Origin of the sequence: Pseudomonas sp. MPB03 (genome assembly GCF_046605385.1) — a bacterium.
Lineage (GTDB): Bacteria > Pseudomonadota > Gammaproteobacteria > Pseudomonadales > Pseudomonadaceae > Aquipseudomonas > Aquipseudomonas zanjanensis.
Window position 1 is genome coordinate 4,979,173 of sequence record NZ_CP176770.1, and the last position, 17,910, is coordinate 4,997,082.

Annotated in this window: 16 protein-coding genes; 12 read left to right on the forward strand and 4 right to left on the reverse strand. The window is 61.1% G+C overall.

All coding sequences use genetic code 11. The annotated features are described in order from the left end of the window. Window positions 1-270 precede the first annotated feature (270 nt). Window positions 271-1,218 (forward strand): IS110 family transposase, encoded by a 948-nt coding sequence (locus tag ACLH0I_RS21475; RefSeq protein WP_250966064.1) that lies wholly within the window; start codon window positions 271-273, stop codon window positions 1,216-1,218. A gap of 123 nt (window positions 1,219-1,341) precedes the next feature. Here the strand turns inward: ACLH0I_RS21475 and ACLH0I_RS21480 are convergent, their stop codons facing one another. Further along, window positions 1,342-2,196, reverse strand: a complete 855-nt coding sequence (locus tag ACLH0I_RS21480; RefSeq protein WP_207964736.1) for a glycine betaine ABC transporter substrate-binding protein — start codon at window positions 2,194-2,196, stop codon at window positions 1,342-1,344. A gap of 423 nt (window positions 2,197-2,619) precedes the next feature. Here ACLH0I_RS21480 and ACLH0I_RS21485 point away from each other — a divergent pair, with 423 nt between their 5' ends. Together ACLH0I_RS21485 and ACLH0I_RS21490 are read left to right on the forward strand one after the other, a co-directional pair. Next, complete coding sequence (locus ACLH0I_RS21485) at window positions 2,620-3,918, forward strand: serine/threonine protein kinase (protein ID WP_411385326.1); 1,299 nt, start codon at window positions 2,620-2,622, stop codon at window positions 3,916-3,918. After that, window positions 3,911-4,699, forward strand: coding sequence for an MlaA family lipoprotein (locus ACLH0I_RS21490; protein ID WP_186708152.1), 789 nt, complete (start codon window positions 3,911-3,913; stop codon window positions 4,697-4,699). The genes ACLH0I_RS21485 and ACLH0I_RS21490 overlap by 8 nt, the downstream gene beginning before the upstream one ends. Before the next feature lie 131 nt (window positions 4,700-4,830). On the opposite strand, the gene ACLH0I_RS21495 is transcribed toward ACLH0I_RS21490, so the two are convergent. Then, the gene (locus tag ACLH0I_RS21495) at window positions 4,831-5,745 is read right to left on the reverse strand and encodes a DUF808 domain-containing protein (RefSeq protein WP_411385327.1); all 915 of its coding nucleotides are present in this window, start codon (window positions 5,743-5,745) and stop codon (window positions 4,831-4,833) included. Window positions 5,746-6,035: 290 nt separating this feature from the next. Between ACLH0I_RS21495 and ACLH0I_RS21500 the strand changes: the two genes are divergently transcribed. Next, window positions 6,036-6,641: a TetR/AcrR family transcriptional regulator gene (locus tag ACLH0I_RS21500; RefSeq protein ID WP_411385328.1), complete on the forward strand. Its 606-nt coding sequence runs from the start codon at window positions 6,036-6,038 to the stop codon at window positions 6,639-6,641. A gap of 130 nt (window positions 6,642-6,771) precedes the next feature. Here ACLH0I_RS21500 and ACLH0I_RS21505 read toward each other — a convergent pair whose 3' ends face one another. Then, window positions 6,772-7,230, reverse strand: a complete 459-nt coding sequence (locus ACLH0I_RS21505; protein WP_411385329.1) for an REP-associated tyrosine transposase — start codon at window positions 7,228-7,230, stop codon at window positions 6,772-6,774. Between the two features lie 211 nt (window positions 7,231-7,441). Further along, window positions 7,442-7,882 carry a GlcG/HbpS family heme-binding protein gene (locus ACLH0I_RS21510; protein WP_411385330.1) on the reverse strand — a complete coding sequence of 147 codons (441 nt, stop codon included), beginning with the start codon at window positions 7,880-7,882 and terminating at the stop codon, window positions 7,442-7,444. Window positions 7,883-8,150: 268 nt separating this feature from the next. Between ACLH0I_RS21510 and gcl the strand changes: the two genes are divergently transcribed. From gcl to ACLH0I_RS21550, 8 genes are all read left to right on the forward strand, one after another. Beyond that, complete coding sequence (gene gcl / locus ACLH0I_RS21515) at window positions 8,151-9,926, forward strand: glyoxylate carboligase (RefSeq protein ID WP_411385331.1); 1,776 nt, start codon at window positions 8,151-8,153, stop codon at window positions 9,924-9,926. A 137-nt stretch (window positions 9,927-10,063) separates the two neighbouring features. Then, the gene (gene hyi, locus ACLH0I_RS21520; protein ID WP_411385332.1) at window positions 10,064-10,846 is read left to right on the forward strand and encodes a hydroxypyruvate isomerase; all 783 of its coding nucleotides are present in this window, start codon (window positions 10,064-10,066) and stop codon (window positions 10,844-10,846) included. A gap of 163 nt (window positions 10,847-11,009) precedes the next feature. Further along, window positions 11,010-11,900, forward strand: a complete 891-nt coding sequence (locus ACLH0I_RS21525; RefSeq protein ID WP_411385333.1) for a 2-hydroxy-3-oxopropionate reductase — start codon at window positions 11,010-11,012, stop codon at window positions 11,898-11,900. Between the two features lie 147 nt (window positions 11,901-12,047). Further along, window positions 12,048-13,328: a glycerate kinase gene (locus tag ACLH0I_RS21530; protein ID WP_411385334.1), complete on the forward strand. Its 1,281-nt coding sequence runs from the start codon at window positions 12,048-12,050 to the stop codon at window positions 13,326-13,328. Then, window positions 13,318-14,733, forward strand: a complete 1,416-nt coding sequence (pyk, locus tag ACLH0I_RS21535; RefSeq protein WP_411385335.1) for a pyruvate kinase — start codon at window positions 13,318-13,320, stop codon at window positions 14,731-14,733. The genes ACLH0I_RS21530 and pyk overlap by 11 nt, the downstream gene beginning before the upstream one ends. Window positions 14,734-14,855: 122 nt before the next feature. Beyond that, complete coding sequence (locus ACLH0I_RS21540; protein WP_411385336.1) at window positions 14,856-15,767, forward strand: urea transporter; 912 nt, start codon at window positions 14,856-14,858, stop codon at window positions 15,765-15,767. 21 nt (window positions 15,768-15,788) lie between these two features. Further along, a complete protein-coding gene (locus tag ACLH0I_RS21545; protein ID WP_250965811.1) occupies window positions 15,789-16,613 on the forward strand; it encodes an ion transporter in 825 nt (274 codons plus the stop codon). A gap of 93 nt (window positions 16,614-16,706) precedes the next feature. Next, window positions 16,707-17,705 (forward strand): sulfate ABC transporter substrate-binding protein, encoded by a 999-nt coding sequence (locus tag ACLH0I_RS21550; RefSeq protein WP_411385337.1) that lies wholly within the window; start codon window positions 16,707-16,709, stop codon window positions 17,703-17,705. The last annotated feature ends 205 nt before the right edge of the window (window positions 17,706-17,910 follow it).

Below are 17,910 nucleotides of genomic sequence, written 5' to 3' on the forward strand. Positions count from 1 at the left end.
CTCGCGAAGGCGATCTGTCAGTTAACCCTGTAATTGGCTGGCACACCGCTTTCGCGAGCAGGCTCGCTTGTATGGTAGGACTTGAAGGGAGGAGGAGGGACAAGGCTCGATTCTGACTGTTCGCGCAGTACAGACCGTGGGAGATTTCGCCCCTCCTCCTTTCACCCAAGCGCCGATAAAGAATGCTTCGGCCTGGATCGACGATAGAGACAAGCCTGCGCCTCTGGGTGACCCCTTCAAGTGTTCAAACCTTAGCCCGGAGGATTTTCAATGGCAATGCCGGTTTCTGTCACAAAGCCGATCGTGGGCGTGGATGTCGCCAAGAACGAGCTGGTGATCTATCACGCAGAGCTTGATGTGTTGGAAGCGATTCCCAACGACAAGGCGGCCATCAAAAGGTGGTTGAAAGTACTGCCGGGGCCCGTCGATGTCGCCATTGAGTCGACCAATATCTATCACTTGGATTTTGCTGATCTGGCCTATGAGGCCGGTTGCACGATCTATATGGTGGGCGGTTATGAACTTCACCATTACCGCAAAGGCGTAAAAGTACGCGCCAAAACCGACGCGCTGGACGCCAAGCTGCTGGCTCGTTACCTGAAGAACGAAGGGCATGAGCTTCATCCATGGGCGCCGCCATCTCCGTTGTATCGCCAGCTTCTAAGCCTTTTCCGCCGTCGCGCTGCGTTGGTTCAGGCTCGAGTCGCCCTGGTACAAAGCTGGGCCAATGAGCCGCTGCTCAAGACCGCTTTCGCCGAGCAAATCGCCGCCATGCAGAGGCTTGAGACATTGATCGAGAAGACGATCAAGGATCATCTGAAAAATGCTGGTTTGCTAGGTCAACTGAACCATTGCCTGAAGGTCGAGGGCATCGGATTTCTGACCGGAGCCCGCTTACTTACGGCGTTTCAGCGGGGCGACTTCAAAAACGCAGACGCCTTCATTGCCTTCTTGGGGATGGATTTGCGAGTGTCCCAATCAGGACAAAAAGACGACCGCCGAAGCTTGAGCAAACGAGGCGATCCGGAAGTTCGTCGGCTTTTGCACAACGCAGCCATGTCGGCTAGCCGTACGCCTGCCTGGAAAGGCTTTTATGAAAAACTAAGAGCTCAAGGCTTCGCTACCACCCAGGCGCTAGTGATACTGGCACGCAAGCTTGCTCGGATCGTATTCGCTCTGCTGAAAGGGCAAAGCGAATACCAACCAAAAGCGGCTTGAGGGCTTCCCCTCAACCATAGAATCTCCCACAAGGGGGATCTGCGTTGGAGCCAGGAATTGCACGCACAAAAAAACCGCATGACACAACGTCATGCGGTTTTCGGAACAGTCAAACCAGGCCGATTACTTGCCGGTCCACTCCTTCACGCGGTCCGGGTGCTTGGCGACCCAATCCTTGGCAGCAGCGTCAGGCTTGGCGCCTTCCTGGATCGCCAGCATGACTTCGCCGATCTCGTCCTTCGAAGCCCACTGGAACTTCTTCAGGAACTCCACCACTTCTGGCGCCTTGGTCCCCAGTTCCTTGCTGCCGATGCTGTTTACAGTCTCAGCCGCGCCGTAGACGCCTTTCGGGTCTTCCAGGAAACGCAGTTTCCACTTGGCGAACATCCAGTGCGGCACCCAACCGGTGACGGCGATGGATTCGTTTTTCTTCTCGGCACGGGTCAGCTCGGCGATCATGCCGGCGCCGGAACTGGCCTTGAGTTGATAACCGGTCAGGTCGTAATCCTTGATCGCCTGTTCGGTCTTGAGCATCACGCCTGAACCGGCGTCGATGCCGACGATGCGCTTCTTGAACGAGTCGTCGGTCTTGAGATCCTCGAGCGACTTGGCCTTGACGTACTCCGGCACGATCAGGCCGATCTTGGCGTCCTTGAAGTTGGGGCCGTAATCGACCACGTTGTCCTTGTTCTTGGTCCAATAGTCGCCGTGCGTCACCGGCAGCCAGGCCGAGAGCATCGCGTCGAGTTTGCCGGTGGCCACGCCTTGCCACATGATCCCGGTCGCGACCGCTTGCAGCTTCACGTCATAACCGAGTTTCTGCTTGATCACTTCGGCGGCCACGTGGGTGGTCGCGACGCTGTCGGACCAGCCGTCAACGTAACCGATGCTCAGGGTTTTGGTTTCGGCGCTGGCCAAGGTGGAACTGATGGCCAGTACCAGTGCGGCACCTGCGCCCAAGAGTCGTCGCATCTTCATCGTTACTTCCCCGAAAGTGCTGCGCCCGACGGATGCCGGGCGGCGTCAACGTATAGTTATGATGCTCAGCGCCCCCATCACGCTCGCCCTCAAACCGGTCTGAATGCCAGTGGAGTACTGACAGGATCGATCATCAACCTGTGCCGTTCTGGAACCTGCTCTGCCTGCGACGTCGAAGCAACGAGAAACGACATCAGAACGCCAGCTAATGATTTCGCGCAATTGGCGCCCCCTCACAGTGAGGTTCGCAGGCGAAATACGGTAAATACCAGATAACTAGCCGCTACTGCGCATGACCGTGTATCGTCCCGCTACTATCGCGCCCCGTCCGTGCCTGTTTTGTGCCCGTCATGGCACTTGGCTCCGCTTCGGTGGTCATAGGCTGCGAACCTCATTCGGCACCTTCCTCTAAGGGATCTAGTCATGCTCCGTTCCTTGCGCTTCGCTGCCCTCCTCGGCGGCCTTATCCTGAGTGCGTCCGCGCTGGCGGCAGATATTGACGCCGCCAGCTATGGCTACCCCTTGACCAACCCGTTCGAGGCGACCATCGCCACCACGCCGCCGGACCTGCGTCCGGAGCTGCCACTGATCGAAGACATCAATCAGGCGGACCACAGCCTGACCCTGCGCCCGGAACGCGAGTTCATCCTGCCGGACAACTTCTGGCCGGTAAAAAGCCTCACCTACCGCATGGCCACCCAGGACAAGCCCGCGCCGCTGATTTTTCTGATCGCCGGCACCGGTGCACGCTACGACAGCACCCTCAACGAGTACCTCAAGCGCCTCTACTACAAGGCCGGCTACCACGTGGTGCAGTTGTCCTCGCCCACCAGCTTCGACTTCATGAGTGCCGCTTCGCGCTTCGCCACGCCGGGCATCACCAAGGAAGACGCCGAAGACATGTACCGGGTGATGCAGGCGGTACGCGCCCAGAACCCGAAAGTACCCGTCACCGAGTACTACCTCACCGGCTACAGCCTCGGTGCCCTGGACGCGGCCTTCGTCGCCCACCTGGACGAAACCCGGCGCAGCTTCAATTTCAAGAAGGTGCTGCTGCTGAACCCGCCGGTGAACCTCTACACCTCGATCACCAACCTGGACAAACTGGTCCAGACCGAGGTCAAGGGCATCAACAGCACCACGACTTTTTATGAACTGGTGTTGAACAAGCTGACCCGCTACTTCCAGCAAAAAGGCTACATCGACCTCAACGATGCGTTGCTGTATGACTTCCAGCAGTCCAAGCAACACCTGAGCAACGAGCAAATGGCGATGTTGATCGGCACCTCGTTCCGCTTCTCGGCGGCCGACATCGCCTTCACCTCGGACCTGATCAACCGCCGCGGCCTGATCATCCCGCCGAAATTCCCGATCACCGAAAGCACCAGCCTCACGCCATTTCTCAAGCGCGCGCTGCAATGCGATTTCGACTGCTACCTCACCGAGCAGGTGATCCCGATGTGGCGCGCGCGCACCGACGGCGGCAGCCTGCTGCAACTGGTCGACCAGGTGAGCCTGTACGCACTGAAGGATTATTTGCAGGCCAGCACGAAGATTTCGGTCATGCACAACGCCGACGACGTGATTCTCGGCCCGGGCGACCTGGGCTTCCTGCGCAAGACCTTTGGCGATCGCCTGACGGTTTATCCACTGGGCGGCCACTGCGGCAACCTTAATTACCGCGTCAACAGCGACGCCATGCTGGAGTTTTTCCGTGGCTAAATATCTGCTGCTTATCGCTGCTTTAATCAGTGCGGGCATGGTCCAGGCCGACAACAGCAAGGCCGATGCACCTGTGGTGGTGGATTCGGACGGTTTCAAGGAACCGCTGACCAAGCTCAAGTTCAACCCGGGGCTGGACCAACGCGAGTTCGAGCGTTCGACCCTTAACGCATTGAACGTCTATGACCCGCTGGAATCCTGGAACCGCCGGGTCTATCACTTCAACTACCGCTTCGACCAATGGGTCTTCCTGCCCGTGGTCGACGGCTATCGCTACATCACCCCCGGCTTCGTGCGCACCGGGGTCAGTAACTTCTTCAATAACCTGGGAGACGTGCCGAACCTGATGAACAGCCTGCTGCAATTCAAGGGCAAGCGTTCGATGGAAACCACGGCGCGCCTGCTGCTCAACACCACCGTTGGCATCGCCGGCCTGTGGGACCCGGCCACCGCCATGGGCCTGCCGCGCCAGAGCGAAGACTTCGGCCAGACCCTGGGCTTCTACGGCGTGCCGGGCGGCGCGTATTTCGTGTTGCCAATCTTCGGCCCCTCGAACCTGCGCGACACCTCGGGCTTGCTGGTGGACTACACCGCCGAATCGGCAATCAACTTCCTGAACGTCTCGGAAGTCAGCTCCAACCACCCGGAGCTCTTGCTCCTGCGCGGTGTGGACAAGCGCTACCAGACCAGTTTCCGCTACGGCCAACTGAACACGCCGTTCGAATATGAAAAGGTGCGCTACGTGTACACCGAGTCGCGCAAATTGCAGATTGCCGAGTAACTTTCGGCCACCCAAAATCCTCGGTGGGAGCGAGCTTGCTCGCGATGGCGTCGGTTCAGCTACATTTGCATTGGCTGATACACCGCTATCGCGAGCAAGCTCGCTCCCACAGTTGTTTTGTGTTGCCAGGTTCAGCCTTTCAGCGCTTTCCAAACCTTGCCCACTGCCAGCACACCCGCCAGCACCACCGCCCCCGCCACGATCCCCGCCACCGCATTGAGCAGCATCGGCACGATAAACCCGGCGCCACCGGCGCTGGCCGTCACGCCTTCGATCCAGTGATGCACCGCCGGCACGCCGTGGGTAAGGATGCCACCGCCCACCAGGAACATCGCTGCGGTGCCGATCACCGACAGGCTTTTCATCATGTAGGGTGCTGCGCGCAGGATGGCCCCGCCGATGCTTTTGGCGACCTGTCCTGGCTTCTGCGTCAACCAGAGCCCCAGGTCATCGAGCTTGACGATGCCCGCCACCAGGCCGTACACACCAACGGTCATGACAATCGCAATGCCCGACAGCACGATCACCTGCTGAGTCAGCGGCGCTTCGGCGACGGTGCCGAGGGTGATGGCAATGATTTCCGCCGAAAGGATAAAGTCAGTGCGCACGGCGCCCTTGATCTTGTCTTTTTCGAAGGCCACCAGATCCACCGCCGGATCCGCCACCGCCTCGACCAGTTGCGCATGTTCAGCCTGGTCCTCGGCCTTGCTGTGAAGGAACTTGTGGGCCAGTTTCTCGAACCCTTCGAAGCACAGGTAGGCGCCGCCGATCATCAACAGCGGCGTCACCAGCCAAGGGACGAAGGCACTGATCGCCAGCGCCGACGGCACCAGGATCAATTTGTTGATGAACGACCCCTTGGCCACCGCCCACACCACCGGCAGCTCGCGCTCGGCGCGCACACCTGACACTTGCTGGGCGTTGAGCGCCAGGTCATCGCCGAGCACGCCGGCGGTTTTCTTGGCGGCCATCTTGGTCATCAGCGCAACATCGTCGAGTACGGTAGCGATATCGTCGATCAGTACCAGCAAACTGCTTCCAGCCATGGAGGGACTCCTTGAACAATAATGCTGCGCAGCATACCGCGAGCCGCGGGCCTTGTGGCCTGTACGGTTAATTCGAGTACTCAAATTCGAGTGCCAGTGCTTGCCAGGCAAGGCGCCATGACGAGTCGTAGCCCGCTACGGCGAGGAATGGTAACGCAGCTTGGCAAGCACTGGCGCCGAAGTTGAGTGCACGAATTAGCCACACAGGCCACCAGGGGCATTCTTGAGCGCCGCGCGAGGCCGGTGCTACCATGCGCCACCGCCAGAACAGGCAAGGAACCCCTGGGTTTATGAGCACAATCCGCGAGCGCAACAAAGAATTGATCCTGCGTGCCGCCAGCGAAGAATTTGCCGACAAGGGCTTCGCCGCGACCAAGACCAGCGACATCGCGGCCAAGGCTGGCCTGCCCAAGCCGAACGTCTACTACTACTTCAAATCCAAGGAAAACCTCTACCGCGAGGTGTTGGAAAGCATCATCGAGCCGATTCTCCAGGCTTCGACACCGTTCAATGCCGACGGCGTACCCGGTGAGGTGCTGAGCCACTACATCCGCTCCAAGATCCGCATTTCCCGCGACCTGCCCTTCGCCTCGAAAGTCTTCGCCAGCGAAATCATGCACGGCGCCCCGCACCTGAGCCCCGACCTGGTGGAGCAACTCAACGCCCAGGCCCGGCACAACATCGACTGCATCCAGACCTGGATCGACCGCGGCCAGATCGCCCCCATCGACCCCAACCACCTGATGTTCAGCATCTGGGCCGCCACCCAGACCTATGCCGATTTCGACTGGCAAATCAGCGCCGTGACCGGCAAGGCCAAGCTGGATGAAGCGGATTACGAAGCGGCGGCGCAGACGATTATTCGGTTGGTTTTGAAGGGGTGTGAGCCCGGCTGACAGACCGAGTGGCCTTCATCGCGAGCAAGCTCGCTCCCACAAGGGATTTGGGTTGTTCGCAGAATCTAAATTCACCGCAGAACCCTGTGGGAGCGAGCTTGCTCGCGATTGAAGACAACTCGATTTCAAGTCAAAGCCAAATGGCATCCCACAGCGGATAGTCGCCAAGCCGCTCTACCAGGCCTGCCCGCAGTGGATTTGCCACAACATAGCGAGCCAGCTTTACCAAATCCTCTTCCCGCCGCAGCGCTCGATCGTGGTAACCCGGTTGCCAAAGACTGCCTCTGTGTCCTGTGGACATGTTTACCGCGCGAGCACTCAAGGACTTGGTTTTCTGCATCAACTCATTCAGCGAGCCTTGCTGCAACTCAATCAACCAATGGAAATGGTCAGGCATGATCACCCAAGCCAATGACTTCGCCCATCTCTCATCCTGCGCACACCTAAATTGCTCAACGACCAATCGACCGAGAGCGAAATCCTTGAAAATCGGCTTTCGCTCAGCCGTGTTAGTGGTCAATAAGTAGGTTCGATTCAACTCACCGTAACGACCGGTGCGCAAGCGATGTGAAGCAGGTAGATCAGGCATTCCTTCGCCTTTCCAATGTTCAAGTCATCAAAGGCTAGGCCTGTAGATGTTTGAATGCCGGACAGACTCTTGGCTGGATGTGTCTGGTAGATCGTCATCGCGAGCAAGCTCGCTCCCACACTGGGTTTGCGGTGTTTAGACATGATGTGTCCAATATCAAACCTGTGGGAGCGAGCTTGCTCGCGAATGCGCCAGTCAACTCACCACAAAATCAAACAGTAACCCCAGCATCCGCCCTCAACCGCAGCGCCTCCACCGCCCTCACCGCCACCTGCTCATCCACATCCGAAACATCCCCACTCACCCCAATCGCTCCCAGCACTCTCCCCTCCTGATCCCTGATCAACACCCCACCCGGGGCCGGTACGACGTTGCCTTGGCCCAATCCATTCAACGCGGCGAAGAACGCCGGGCGTTGTTGGGCGTCCTGGGCGAGCAGGCGCGAGCCTTTGCCCAGGGCGATGGCGCCCCAGGCCTTGCCGATGGCGATCTGCGGGCGTAGCAGGCTGGCGCCGTCTTCGCGCTGCAAGGCGACCAGGTGTCCGCCGCTGTCCAGGACCGCGACGGTCAAGGGTGCGGCGCTGATTTCACGACCTGCGGCAAGCACTTGCCCGGCCAGGTTGATGGCGATTTTCAAGGTTAGAACGCTCATGGGTGCTGTCCTTCTTTTGTTATGGGAACGCCTTGCGGGCTTCACTTTCAGCAAAACCGAACCCAACAAATAGAACACAACAACGACAATTTTTGTATACAATAATTTTCACAAACAATCGTTAACGACAAAAGGCCGCAGCAAAACCTGGCGTTCCGACGAATGAAACAGGTGCTTGAGGAAATGGATTGACCTGCGTCGTTCGCCATGAATACACTCTGCGCAAAGCCACTTGTATACAATTACAAAACGTAAGAGGCACAAAACCATGAGCAAAATGAGAGCAATCGAAGCCGCCGTTCTGGTGATGCGCCGTGAAGGCGTGGACACCGCCTTCGGCATCCCGGGTGCTGCGATCAACCCGCTGTACTCCGCCCTGCAGAAGGTGGGTGGCATCGATCATGTCCTCGCTCGCCACGTTGAAGGCGCCTCGCACATGGCCGAGGGCTACACCCGGACCAAGGCCGGCAACATCGGCGTGTGCATCGGCACCTCGGGCCCGGCCGGCACCGACATGGTGACCGGGCTCTACAGCGCATCGGCCGACTCGATCCCGATTCTGTGCATCACCGGGCAAGCGCCCCGCGCCCGTATGCACAAGGAAGACTTCCAGGCTGTGGATATCACCAGCATCGTCAAGCCCGTGACCAAGTGGGCGACCACCGTGCTGGAGCCTGGCCAGGTGCCGTATGCCTTCCAGAAGGCGTTCTTCGAGATGCGCTCCGGCCGGCCGGGCCCGGTGCTGATCGACCTGCCGTTCGACGTGCAGATGGCAGAGATCGAGTTCGACATCGACGCCTACCAACCGCTGCCCCTGGCCAAACCCGCGGCCAACCGCGTGCAGATCGAGAAAGCCCTGGCAATGCTCAATCAGGCTGAACGCCCCTTGCTGGTGGCCGGCGGCGGCATCATCAATGCCGATGCCAGCGATCTGCTGGTGGAGTTCGCCGAGCTGGCTGGCATCCCGGTCATTCCGACCTTGATGGGCTGGGGCACGATCCCGGATGACCATCCGTTGATGGTCGGCATGGTTGGTCTGCAAACCTCCCACCGCTACGGCAACGCCACCTTGCTCAAGTCGGACGTGGTGCTGGGCGTCGGCAACCGCTGGGCCAACCGTCACACCGGTTCGGTGGACGTCTACACCGAAGGCCGCACGTTCATTCACGTGGACATCGAGCCAACCCAGATCGGCCGGGTGTTCACTCCCGACCTGGGTATCGTCTCCGATGCCGCCTCCGCCCTGACGGTGTTCATTGAAGTGGCCCGCGAGTGGCAAGCCGCCGGCAAGCTGAAGAACCGCAGCGCCTGGTTGCAGGATTGCCAGCAACGCAAGGCCAGCCTGCAACGCAAGACCCACTTCGACAACGTGCCGGTCAAGCCACAACGGGTGTACGAAGAAATGAACCAGGTGTTCGGCAAGGACACCTGCTATGTCAGCACCATCGGCCTGTCGCAGATCGCCGGCGCGCAGTTCCTCCACGTCTACAAGCCACGCCATTGGATCAACTGCGGCCAGGCCGGGCCTTTGGGCTGGACCATTCCGGCGGCGCTGGGGGTGGTCAAGGCCGATCCGAGCCGCAAGGTCGTGGCGCTGTCGGGCGACTATGATTTCCAGTTCATGATCGAAGAGCTGGCGGTGGGTGCACAGTTCAAATTGCCGTACATCCACGTTGTAGTGAACAACTCCTACTTGGGCTTGATTCGCCAGGCCCAGCGCGGCTTCGACATGGATTACTGCGTGCAGCTGTCGTTCGACAACCTCAACGCCCCGGAACTCAACGGTTATGGCGTGGACCACGTTGCCGTGGCCGAAGGCCTGGGGTGCAAGGCGCTGCGGGTGTTCGAACCGGCCGGTATCCAACCGGCGCTGCGCCAGGCCCAGGCAATGATCGAGGAGTTCAAGGTGCCGGTGATCGTCGAGATCATCCTGGAGCGGGTGACCAACATCTCCATGGGTACCGAGATCAACGCCGTCAATGAGTTTGAAGACCTGGCGCTGGTGGGCAACGATGCACCGACCGCCATTTCGTTGCTCGATTGACTGCTGACGCCCTCCTGTGGGAGCGAGCTTGCTCGCGATAGCGGTGAGTCAGTGCCGGTGATGTTGGCTGTACTGCCTTCATCGCGAGCAAGCTCGCTCCCACAGGGGTGCGTTCACATTATTTACAGGAGACCACCATGCCGCGTTTCGCCGCCAACCTGTCCATGCTGTTTACCGAGCAGGATTTCCTCGCCCGTTTCGAAGCCGCCGCCAAGGCCGGTTTCAGTGGTGTCGAATACCTGTTCCCCTACGACTACAGCTCCGCCGAACTCAAGGCCTTGCTCGACGCCAACGGCCTGACCCAGGTGCTGTTCAACCTGCCAGCCGGCGACTGGGCCAAGGGCGAGCGCGGGATTGCCTGCCTGCCGGACCGGGTCGAAGAGTTCCGCGCCGGGGTCGACCTGGCAATCGCCTACGCCCAAGTATTGGGCAACACGCAGGTCAATTGCCTGTCGGGGATTCGCCCGCAGAACTGCAGTGAAACCCTGGTGGAAAAAACCTTTGTCGCCAACCTGAAATACGCCGCCGAGAAGCTGCAGGCCAAAGGCATCAAGCTGGTGATGGAAGCCATCAACACTCGCGACATTCCCGGCTTCTACTTGAACAACACTGCCCAGGCCCTGTCGATCCGCGAGCAGGTGGGCAGCGCCAACCTGTTCCTGCAATACGACATCTACCACATGCAGATCATGGAAGGTGACCTGGCCCGGACCCTGTCGGCGCACCTGGGCGAGATCAACCATGTGCAACTGGCGGACAACCCGGGCCGTAACGAGCCGGGCACGGGCGAAATCAACTACCGCTTCCTGTTCGAACACCTGGACCGCATCGGCTACCAGGGTTGGATCGGCTGTGAATACAAGCCGCTGACCACCACCGAAGCTGGCTTGGGCTGGCTGAAAACCCATAACGCGGTCTGACTGGCGCGGGCTTTTGTGGCGAGGGAGCTTGCTCCCGCTCGGCTGCGAAGCAGACGCATGATTTTTCACCCTACATGGATTTCTGGGGCCGCTTCGCGGCCCAGCGGGAGCAAGCTCCCTCGCCACAGAACCCCGGGACATTTCAATAAGAGAGGATTTCCCCATGGCTAAAATTGGATTCATCGGCACCGGCATCATGGGCCACCCCATGGCAATGAACCTGCAAAAGGCCGGTCACAGCCTGTTCCTGTCCCAGCACCACGACCCGGCCCCGGCCGACCTGCTGGCCGGCGGCGCGGTGGCCTTGGCCAACCCGAAGGAAGTGGCCCAGGAAGCCGAGTTCATCATCGTCATGGTCCCGGACACGCCGCAGGTCGACGACGTGCTGTTCCGCGCCGACGGCGTCGCGGCGGGCGTGGGCGCGGGCAAGGTGGTGATCGACATGAGTTCGATCTCCCCCACCGCCACCAAGGCGTTCGCGGCGAAGATCAATGAAAAAGGCGCGCAGTACCTCGATGCCCCGGTCTCCGGTGGTGAAGTCGGTGCCAAGGCCGCCACCCTGAGCATCATGGTCGGTGGCGACAGCGCCGCCTTCGAACGCGCGCTGCCGCTGTTCCAGGCCATGGGCAAGAACATCACCCTGGTGGGCGGCAACGGTGACGGCCAGACTGCCAAAGTGGCGAACCAGATCATCGTCGCCCTGAACATCCAGGCGGTGGCCGAAGCGCTGTTGTTCGCCTCGAAAAACGGTGCCGACCCGGCCAAGGTCCGTGAAGCGCTGATGGGCGGTTTCGCTTCGTCGAAGATCCTTGAGGTCCACGGCGAACGCATGATCAAGGGCACCTTCGATCCGGGCTTCCGCATCAGCCTGCACCAGAAGGACCTTAACCTGGCCCTGCAAGGCGCCAGGGAGCTGAACATCAACCTGCCCAACACCGCCAACGCCCAACAAGTGTTCAGCACCTGCGCGGCCATCGGCGGCAGCAATTGGGATCACTCGGCGCTGATCAAGGGGTTGGAGCATATGGCCAATTTCTCGATTCGCGACAAATAAGCCCTGCACTATCCCATGTGGGAGCGAGCTTGCTCGCGATAGCGGTAGCCCAGCCAACATCGTTGTTGAATGTAAAACCGCTATCGCGAGCAAGCTCGCTCCCACAGGAGTCGCATCGATACTCATAATAAAAACCGGGAGCCCGCCATGTCGGTCGATCCGCAACAACTGCTGCGCGAGCTGTTTGCCACAGCCATCGACGCGGCCCATCCGCAGCAAGTCCTCGAACACTACCTGCCCAGCGACCGCAGCGGCCGGGTGATCGTCATCGGTGCCGGCAAGGCCGCGGCAGCCATGGCGCAAGTGGTCGAGCGCTGCTGGCAGGGCGACGTGTCCGGCCTGGTGGTGACCCGCTACGGTCATGGCGCACCCTGTCAGAAAATCGAAGTGGTGGAAGCCGCCCACCCGGTGCCTGACGCCGCTGGCCTGGCCGTGGCCCAACGGGTGCTGGAGCTGGTGAGCAATCTCAGCGAAGACGACCGGGTGATCTTCCTGTTGTCCGGCGGCGGTTCGGCCCTGCTCGCCTTGCCGGCCGAAGGCATCACCCTGGCCGACAAGCAATCGATCAACAAAGCCTTGCTCAAATCCGGCGCGACCATCGGCGAGATGAATTGCGTGCGCAAGCACCTCTCGGCGATCAAGGGCGGGCGCCTGGGCAAGGCCTGCTGGCCGGCGACGGTGTACACCTATGCGATTTCCGATGTGCCCGGCGACCTGGCCACGGTCATCGCGTCCGGACCCACCGTGGCCGACCCCAGCACGTCGGCCGAAGCCCTGGCGATTCTCCAGCGCTACCACATCGAGGTGCCGGCCTCGGTGCGCACCTGGCTGCAAAGCCCGGCGTCGGAAACCGTCAAGCCCGGTGACCCGAGCCTGGCCCGCAGCCACTTCCAGTTGATCGCCCGCCCCCAGCAGTCATTGGAAGCCGCGGCGGTGAAGGCCCGGCAGGCCGGTTTCAGCCCACTGATCCTCGGCGACCTGGAAGGCGAATCCCGGGAGGTGGCCAAAGTCCACGCCGGCATCGCCCGGCAAATCGCCCTGCACGGCCAGCCGTTGGCAGCACCGTGCGTGATTCTCTCCGGCGGTGAAACCACCGTCACCGTGCGCGGCGATGGCCGTGGCGGGCGCAATGCCGAATTCCTGCTGAGCCTGACCGACAACCTCAAGGGCCATCCCGGCATCTATGCGCTGGCCGGCGACACGGACGGCATCGACGGCTCCGAAGACAACGCCGGCGCCCTCATGACCCCGGACAGCTATCGCCGCGCCGCCGAGCTGGGCCTGTGCGCCAGCGACGAGTTGGACAACAACAATGGCTACGGCTACTTCGCCGCCCTTGACGCGCTGATCGTCACCGAACCGACCCGCACCAACGTCAACGACTTTCGCGCCATCCTGATCCTCGAGAACCCCAAACATGACGCCTGATAAAAAGGTCAAGATCCTCGCGACCCTCGGCCCCGCGACGCGCGGCATCGATGACATCCGCGAGCTGGTACAGGCCGGGGTGAACATCTTCCGCCTGAACTTCAGCCACGGCGAGCACGCCGACCACGCCCAGCGCTACCAGTGGATTCGTGAGGTCGAGCAGCAACTCAACTACCCGCTGGGCATCCTGATGGACCTGCAAGGCCCGAAGCTGCGGGTCGGCCGGTTCGCCGATGGCAAGGTCCTGCTGCAACGAGGCCAGGCCCTGCGCTTGGACCTGGACCCGACACCGGGCGATCAACGCCGGGTGAACCTGCCCCACCCGGAAATCATCGCGGCCCTGGAGCCCGGCATGGACCTGCTGCTGGACGACGGCAAGTTGCGCCTGCGCGTGATCGCCAGGCACAGCGACGCCATCGACACCGAGGTGCTCAACGGCGGCGAACTGTCGGACCGCAAGGGCGTGAACGTGCCCCAGGCCGTGCTCGACCTGAGCCCGTTGACCGCCAAGGACCGGCGCGACTTGAGTTTCGGCCTTGAGCTGGGCGTGGACTGGGTGGCGCTGTCGTTCGTGCAGCGTCCCGAGGACATTCGCGAGGCGCGTGGGCTGATCGGCAACAAGGCGTTCCTGATGGCGAAGATCGAGAAGCCGTCGGCGGTGACCCAACTGCGCGAGATCGCCGAATTGAGCGACGCAATCATGGTCGCCCGTGGTGACCTGGGGGTCGAAGTCCCGGCCGAAAGCGTGCCGCAGATCCAGAAAAACATCATCGGCACCTGCCGTGCCCTCGGCAAACCGGTGGTGGTGGCGACTCAGATGCTCGAGTCGATGCGCTTCTCCCCGGCCCCCACTCGTGCCGAAGTCACTGACGTCGCCAACGCCGTGGCCGAGGGGGCCGATGCGGTCATGCTCTCGGCGGAAACCGCGTCCGGCGATTACCCCCTCGAAGCCGTGCAGATGATGAGCAAGATCATCCGTCAGGTGGAAAACGGCCCCGACTACCAGGCGCAACTGGACGTCAGCCGGCCGAAGGCCGAGGCCACGGTGTCGGACGCCATCAGCTGCGCGATCCGGCGCATCAGCAGCATCCTGCCGGTGGCGGTGCTGGTGAACTACAGCGAATCGGGCAGTTCCAGCCTGCGCGCGGCGCGGGAACGGCCGACGGTGCCGATCCTCAACCTCACGCCGAACCTACAGGCCGCCCGCCGCCTGACGGTGGCCTGGGGCGTGCACTCGGTGGTCAATGACCGGTTGAAACAGGTGGATGAAGTCTGTTCCACCGCCCTGGAAATCGCCCAGGCCCAAGGCATGGCCCAGCGTGGCGATACCCTGCTGATTACCGCGGGCGTGCCGTTCGGGCAGCCGGGGTCGACCAATTCGCTGCGCATTGAGACGCTGCTCTGAGCTTTTCTGTGGCGAGGGAGCTTGCTCCCGCTCGGTTGCGTAGCAACCGCAAAAAGAGGGGCCGCTGCGCGACCCAGCGGGAGCAAGCTCCCTCGCCACAGTTCTCTTATTCCTGACCCATCATGCCCAACCATTCCTCCACCCCCCACTGCCCCGACTGGGCCACCGCCCTGCTCAACGGCTTCAGCCAAATCTTCCTCCAGCGCCATCCGCTGTGCGGCCTGCTGTGCCTGCTGGCGATTCTGCTCACGGCGCCGGCCCTGTTCGGCGGCGCGCTGCTGGGCGGGGTGGCCGGGTTGCTGACGGCCCAGCGACGTGGTTACGCCAAGGCCGATCGGCAAGCCGGGCTGTTTAGCTACAACGGCATCCTGCTGGGCTTGCTGCTGAGCCAGGCGTTGCCCTGGTCGGTGCTGTTACCGCCGTTGATCCTCGCCGCTGGCGGCCTCAGTGCGATGCTGACCCAGCAATGGCTCAAACGCACCCGCAGCCCTCGTTGCCTGCCCGCCTACACCGCGCCGTTTGTAGGGTTGGCGTGGCTGCTGATGAGTGTCACCGCGCCGACGTCCCCAGCCACTTCGATCGAAATGACGATGCCCAACCTGGTGGCCGCGCATTTGAGCGGACTGGGCCAGGTCATGTTTCTCGGTCACCCTGCGGCCGGTGCACTGATTGCGCTGGGCTTGTTGCTGGCCAACCGTCGCGCCGCGGTATGGGCCTTGTTCGCTTCCGCCGTCGGCCTGGCCTTCGCTTTGTCGCAACAGGGGAACGCAACCGCCCTTTCCGGACTGGACGGCTACAACCCTGTGTTGGTGGCGCTGGCCTTCAGCCAACAGCGTCGCCCGTGGCTGCCGCTGACGGGCATCCTCCTGGCGGTCATGCTCACACCAGGGTTTACCGCCCTCGGCCTGCCGCCCCTGACGGCACCGTTCATCCTCGCCTGCTGGCTGATCCAGGCCGGCGGCCGGGCGTGGCACCAGGCCAGCCTCGACAGCGCGCCTTGCACTCTGCGGGGTAATCACCCTAGGCTTCGCTGATTCCGGGTTCAGGCGAAGAGTATGGACAGCAGCAACAACTGGCGTGAACGCCTCTACGTGATCATTTTCCAGACCGACACCGTGGCCGGCCGGCGCTTCGACAGCACCCTGCTGCTGATCATCCTCGCCAGCCTGGTGATCGTGATGCTCGACAGCATCGACAGCGTGCACAAGCACTACGCCGCCCTGCTGGCCGGTATCGAGTGGGGTTTCACCTTCATCTTCATCGTCGAGTACGGCCTGCGCCTGTATTGCTCACCCAAGCCGCTGCGCTATGCCTTCAGTTTTTATGGGTTGGTGGATCTGCTGGCGATCGTGCCGGGGATCCTGGCGCTGTACTACAGCGATGCCCAATACCTGCTGATCATTCGGATCATCCGCATGTTGCGGATTTTCCGTGTGCTCAAGCTCAGCCCTTACCTCAAGCAAGCCAACTACCTGATGGCGGCGCTGCGCGGGAGCAAGCAGAAAATCATCGTGTTCCTCGTCAGCGTCTCGACCCTGGTGACCGTCTTCGGCACGCTGATGTACGTCATCGAAGGCCCCGAGCACGGGTTCACCAGCATCCCCAAGGGCATCTATTGGGCTATCGTGACATTGACCACCGTAGGCTTCGGCGACATCGTGCCCAAGACCCCACTCGGCCAAGTGGTGTCGTCCCTGGTGATGATCACCGGTTACTCGATCATCGCCGTGCCGACGGGCATTTTCACGGCGGAACTGGCCACGGCCATGCGCGGCGACCAGCTCAAGCACGATTGCCCGGTGTGCAGCAAAAACAACCATGAACACGGCGCCGCTTTCTGCTCCCGTTGTGGCAATGCGTTGTTTAGGAAATTGGAATAAGCAAAGCACTTTTTAATGCTTGATGGCCTATTGGCTTGCCGCTAGTGTTGCTGGCTAATTGCCCGGAACCCCGTTAATAAAAAGGAATTCGCAGTGAAGAACTTCTTTGGCGCCTCCCTTCTCGCCGCCGGCCTGACCTTTGGCGGCCTGGCCCACGCCGCCCCGACCCTGCTCAACGTTTCCTACGACGTGATGCGCGATTTCTACAAGGACTACAACGCCGCCTTCCAGAAACACTGGCAGGCCGAGCACAACGAAAACATCACCGTGCAGATGTCCTTCGGCGGCTCCAGCAAGCAGGCGCGCTCAGTGATCGACGGGCTGCCGGCGGATGTCATCACCATGAACATGGCCACTGACATCAACGCCTTGGCCGACAACGGCAAACTGGTGCCTGATAACTGGGTCACCCGCCTGCCGAACAACAGCGCGCCGTTCACCTCCGCCACGGTGTTCATCGTGCGCAAAGGCAACCCGAAAGCCTTGAAAGACTGGCCCGACCTGCTCAAGGACGGCGTGCAGGTGATCGTGCCCAACCCGAAAACCTCCGGCAACGGTCGCTACACCTACCTGTCGGCCTGGGGCTATGTACTGAAGAATGGCGGCGACGAGAACAAGGCCAAGGACTTCGTCGGCAAGCTGTTCAAGCAGGCGCCGGTACTGGACACCGGTGGTCGCGCCGCGACAACCACCTTCATGACCAACCAGATCGGCGACGTGCTGGTGACGTTTGAAAACGAAGCGGAAATGATCGCCCGCGAGTTCGGTCGCGATCAGTTCGAAGTGGTCTACCCAAGCGTTTCCGCCGAGGCCGAGCCACCGGTCAGCGTGGTCGACAAAGTGGTCGAGAAAAAAGGCTCCCGCGCAGCCGCCGAGGCGTACCTCAAATACCTGTGGTCGCCCGAAGGCCAGGAAATCGCCGCCGCCAACTACCTGCGCCCACGGGACCCGGCGGTACTGGCCAAATACACCGACCGCTTCCCGAAAGTAGACTTCCTGTCGGTGGAAAAAACCTTTGGTGACTGGCGCACGGTGCAGAAGACTCACTTCAATGATGGTGGGGTTTTCGACCAGATCTATAGCGGGCAGTAAGACACTGATTCAACCAGGATTGCATGCAAGCTTTTGTGGCGAGGGAGCTTGCTCCCGCTCGGTTGCGCAGCGACCGCCGGAATGGGGCCGCTACGCAGCCCAGCGGGAGCAAGCTCCCTCGCCACAAAAGCACTCCCTTATCTGCTGTGCTGTGTCTAATCTGCTGGGCTGTGCCTACCATTAACCGCGGGCATGACAGCTATCA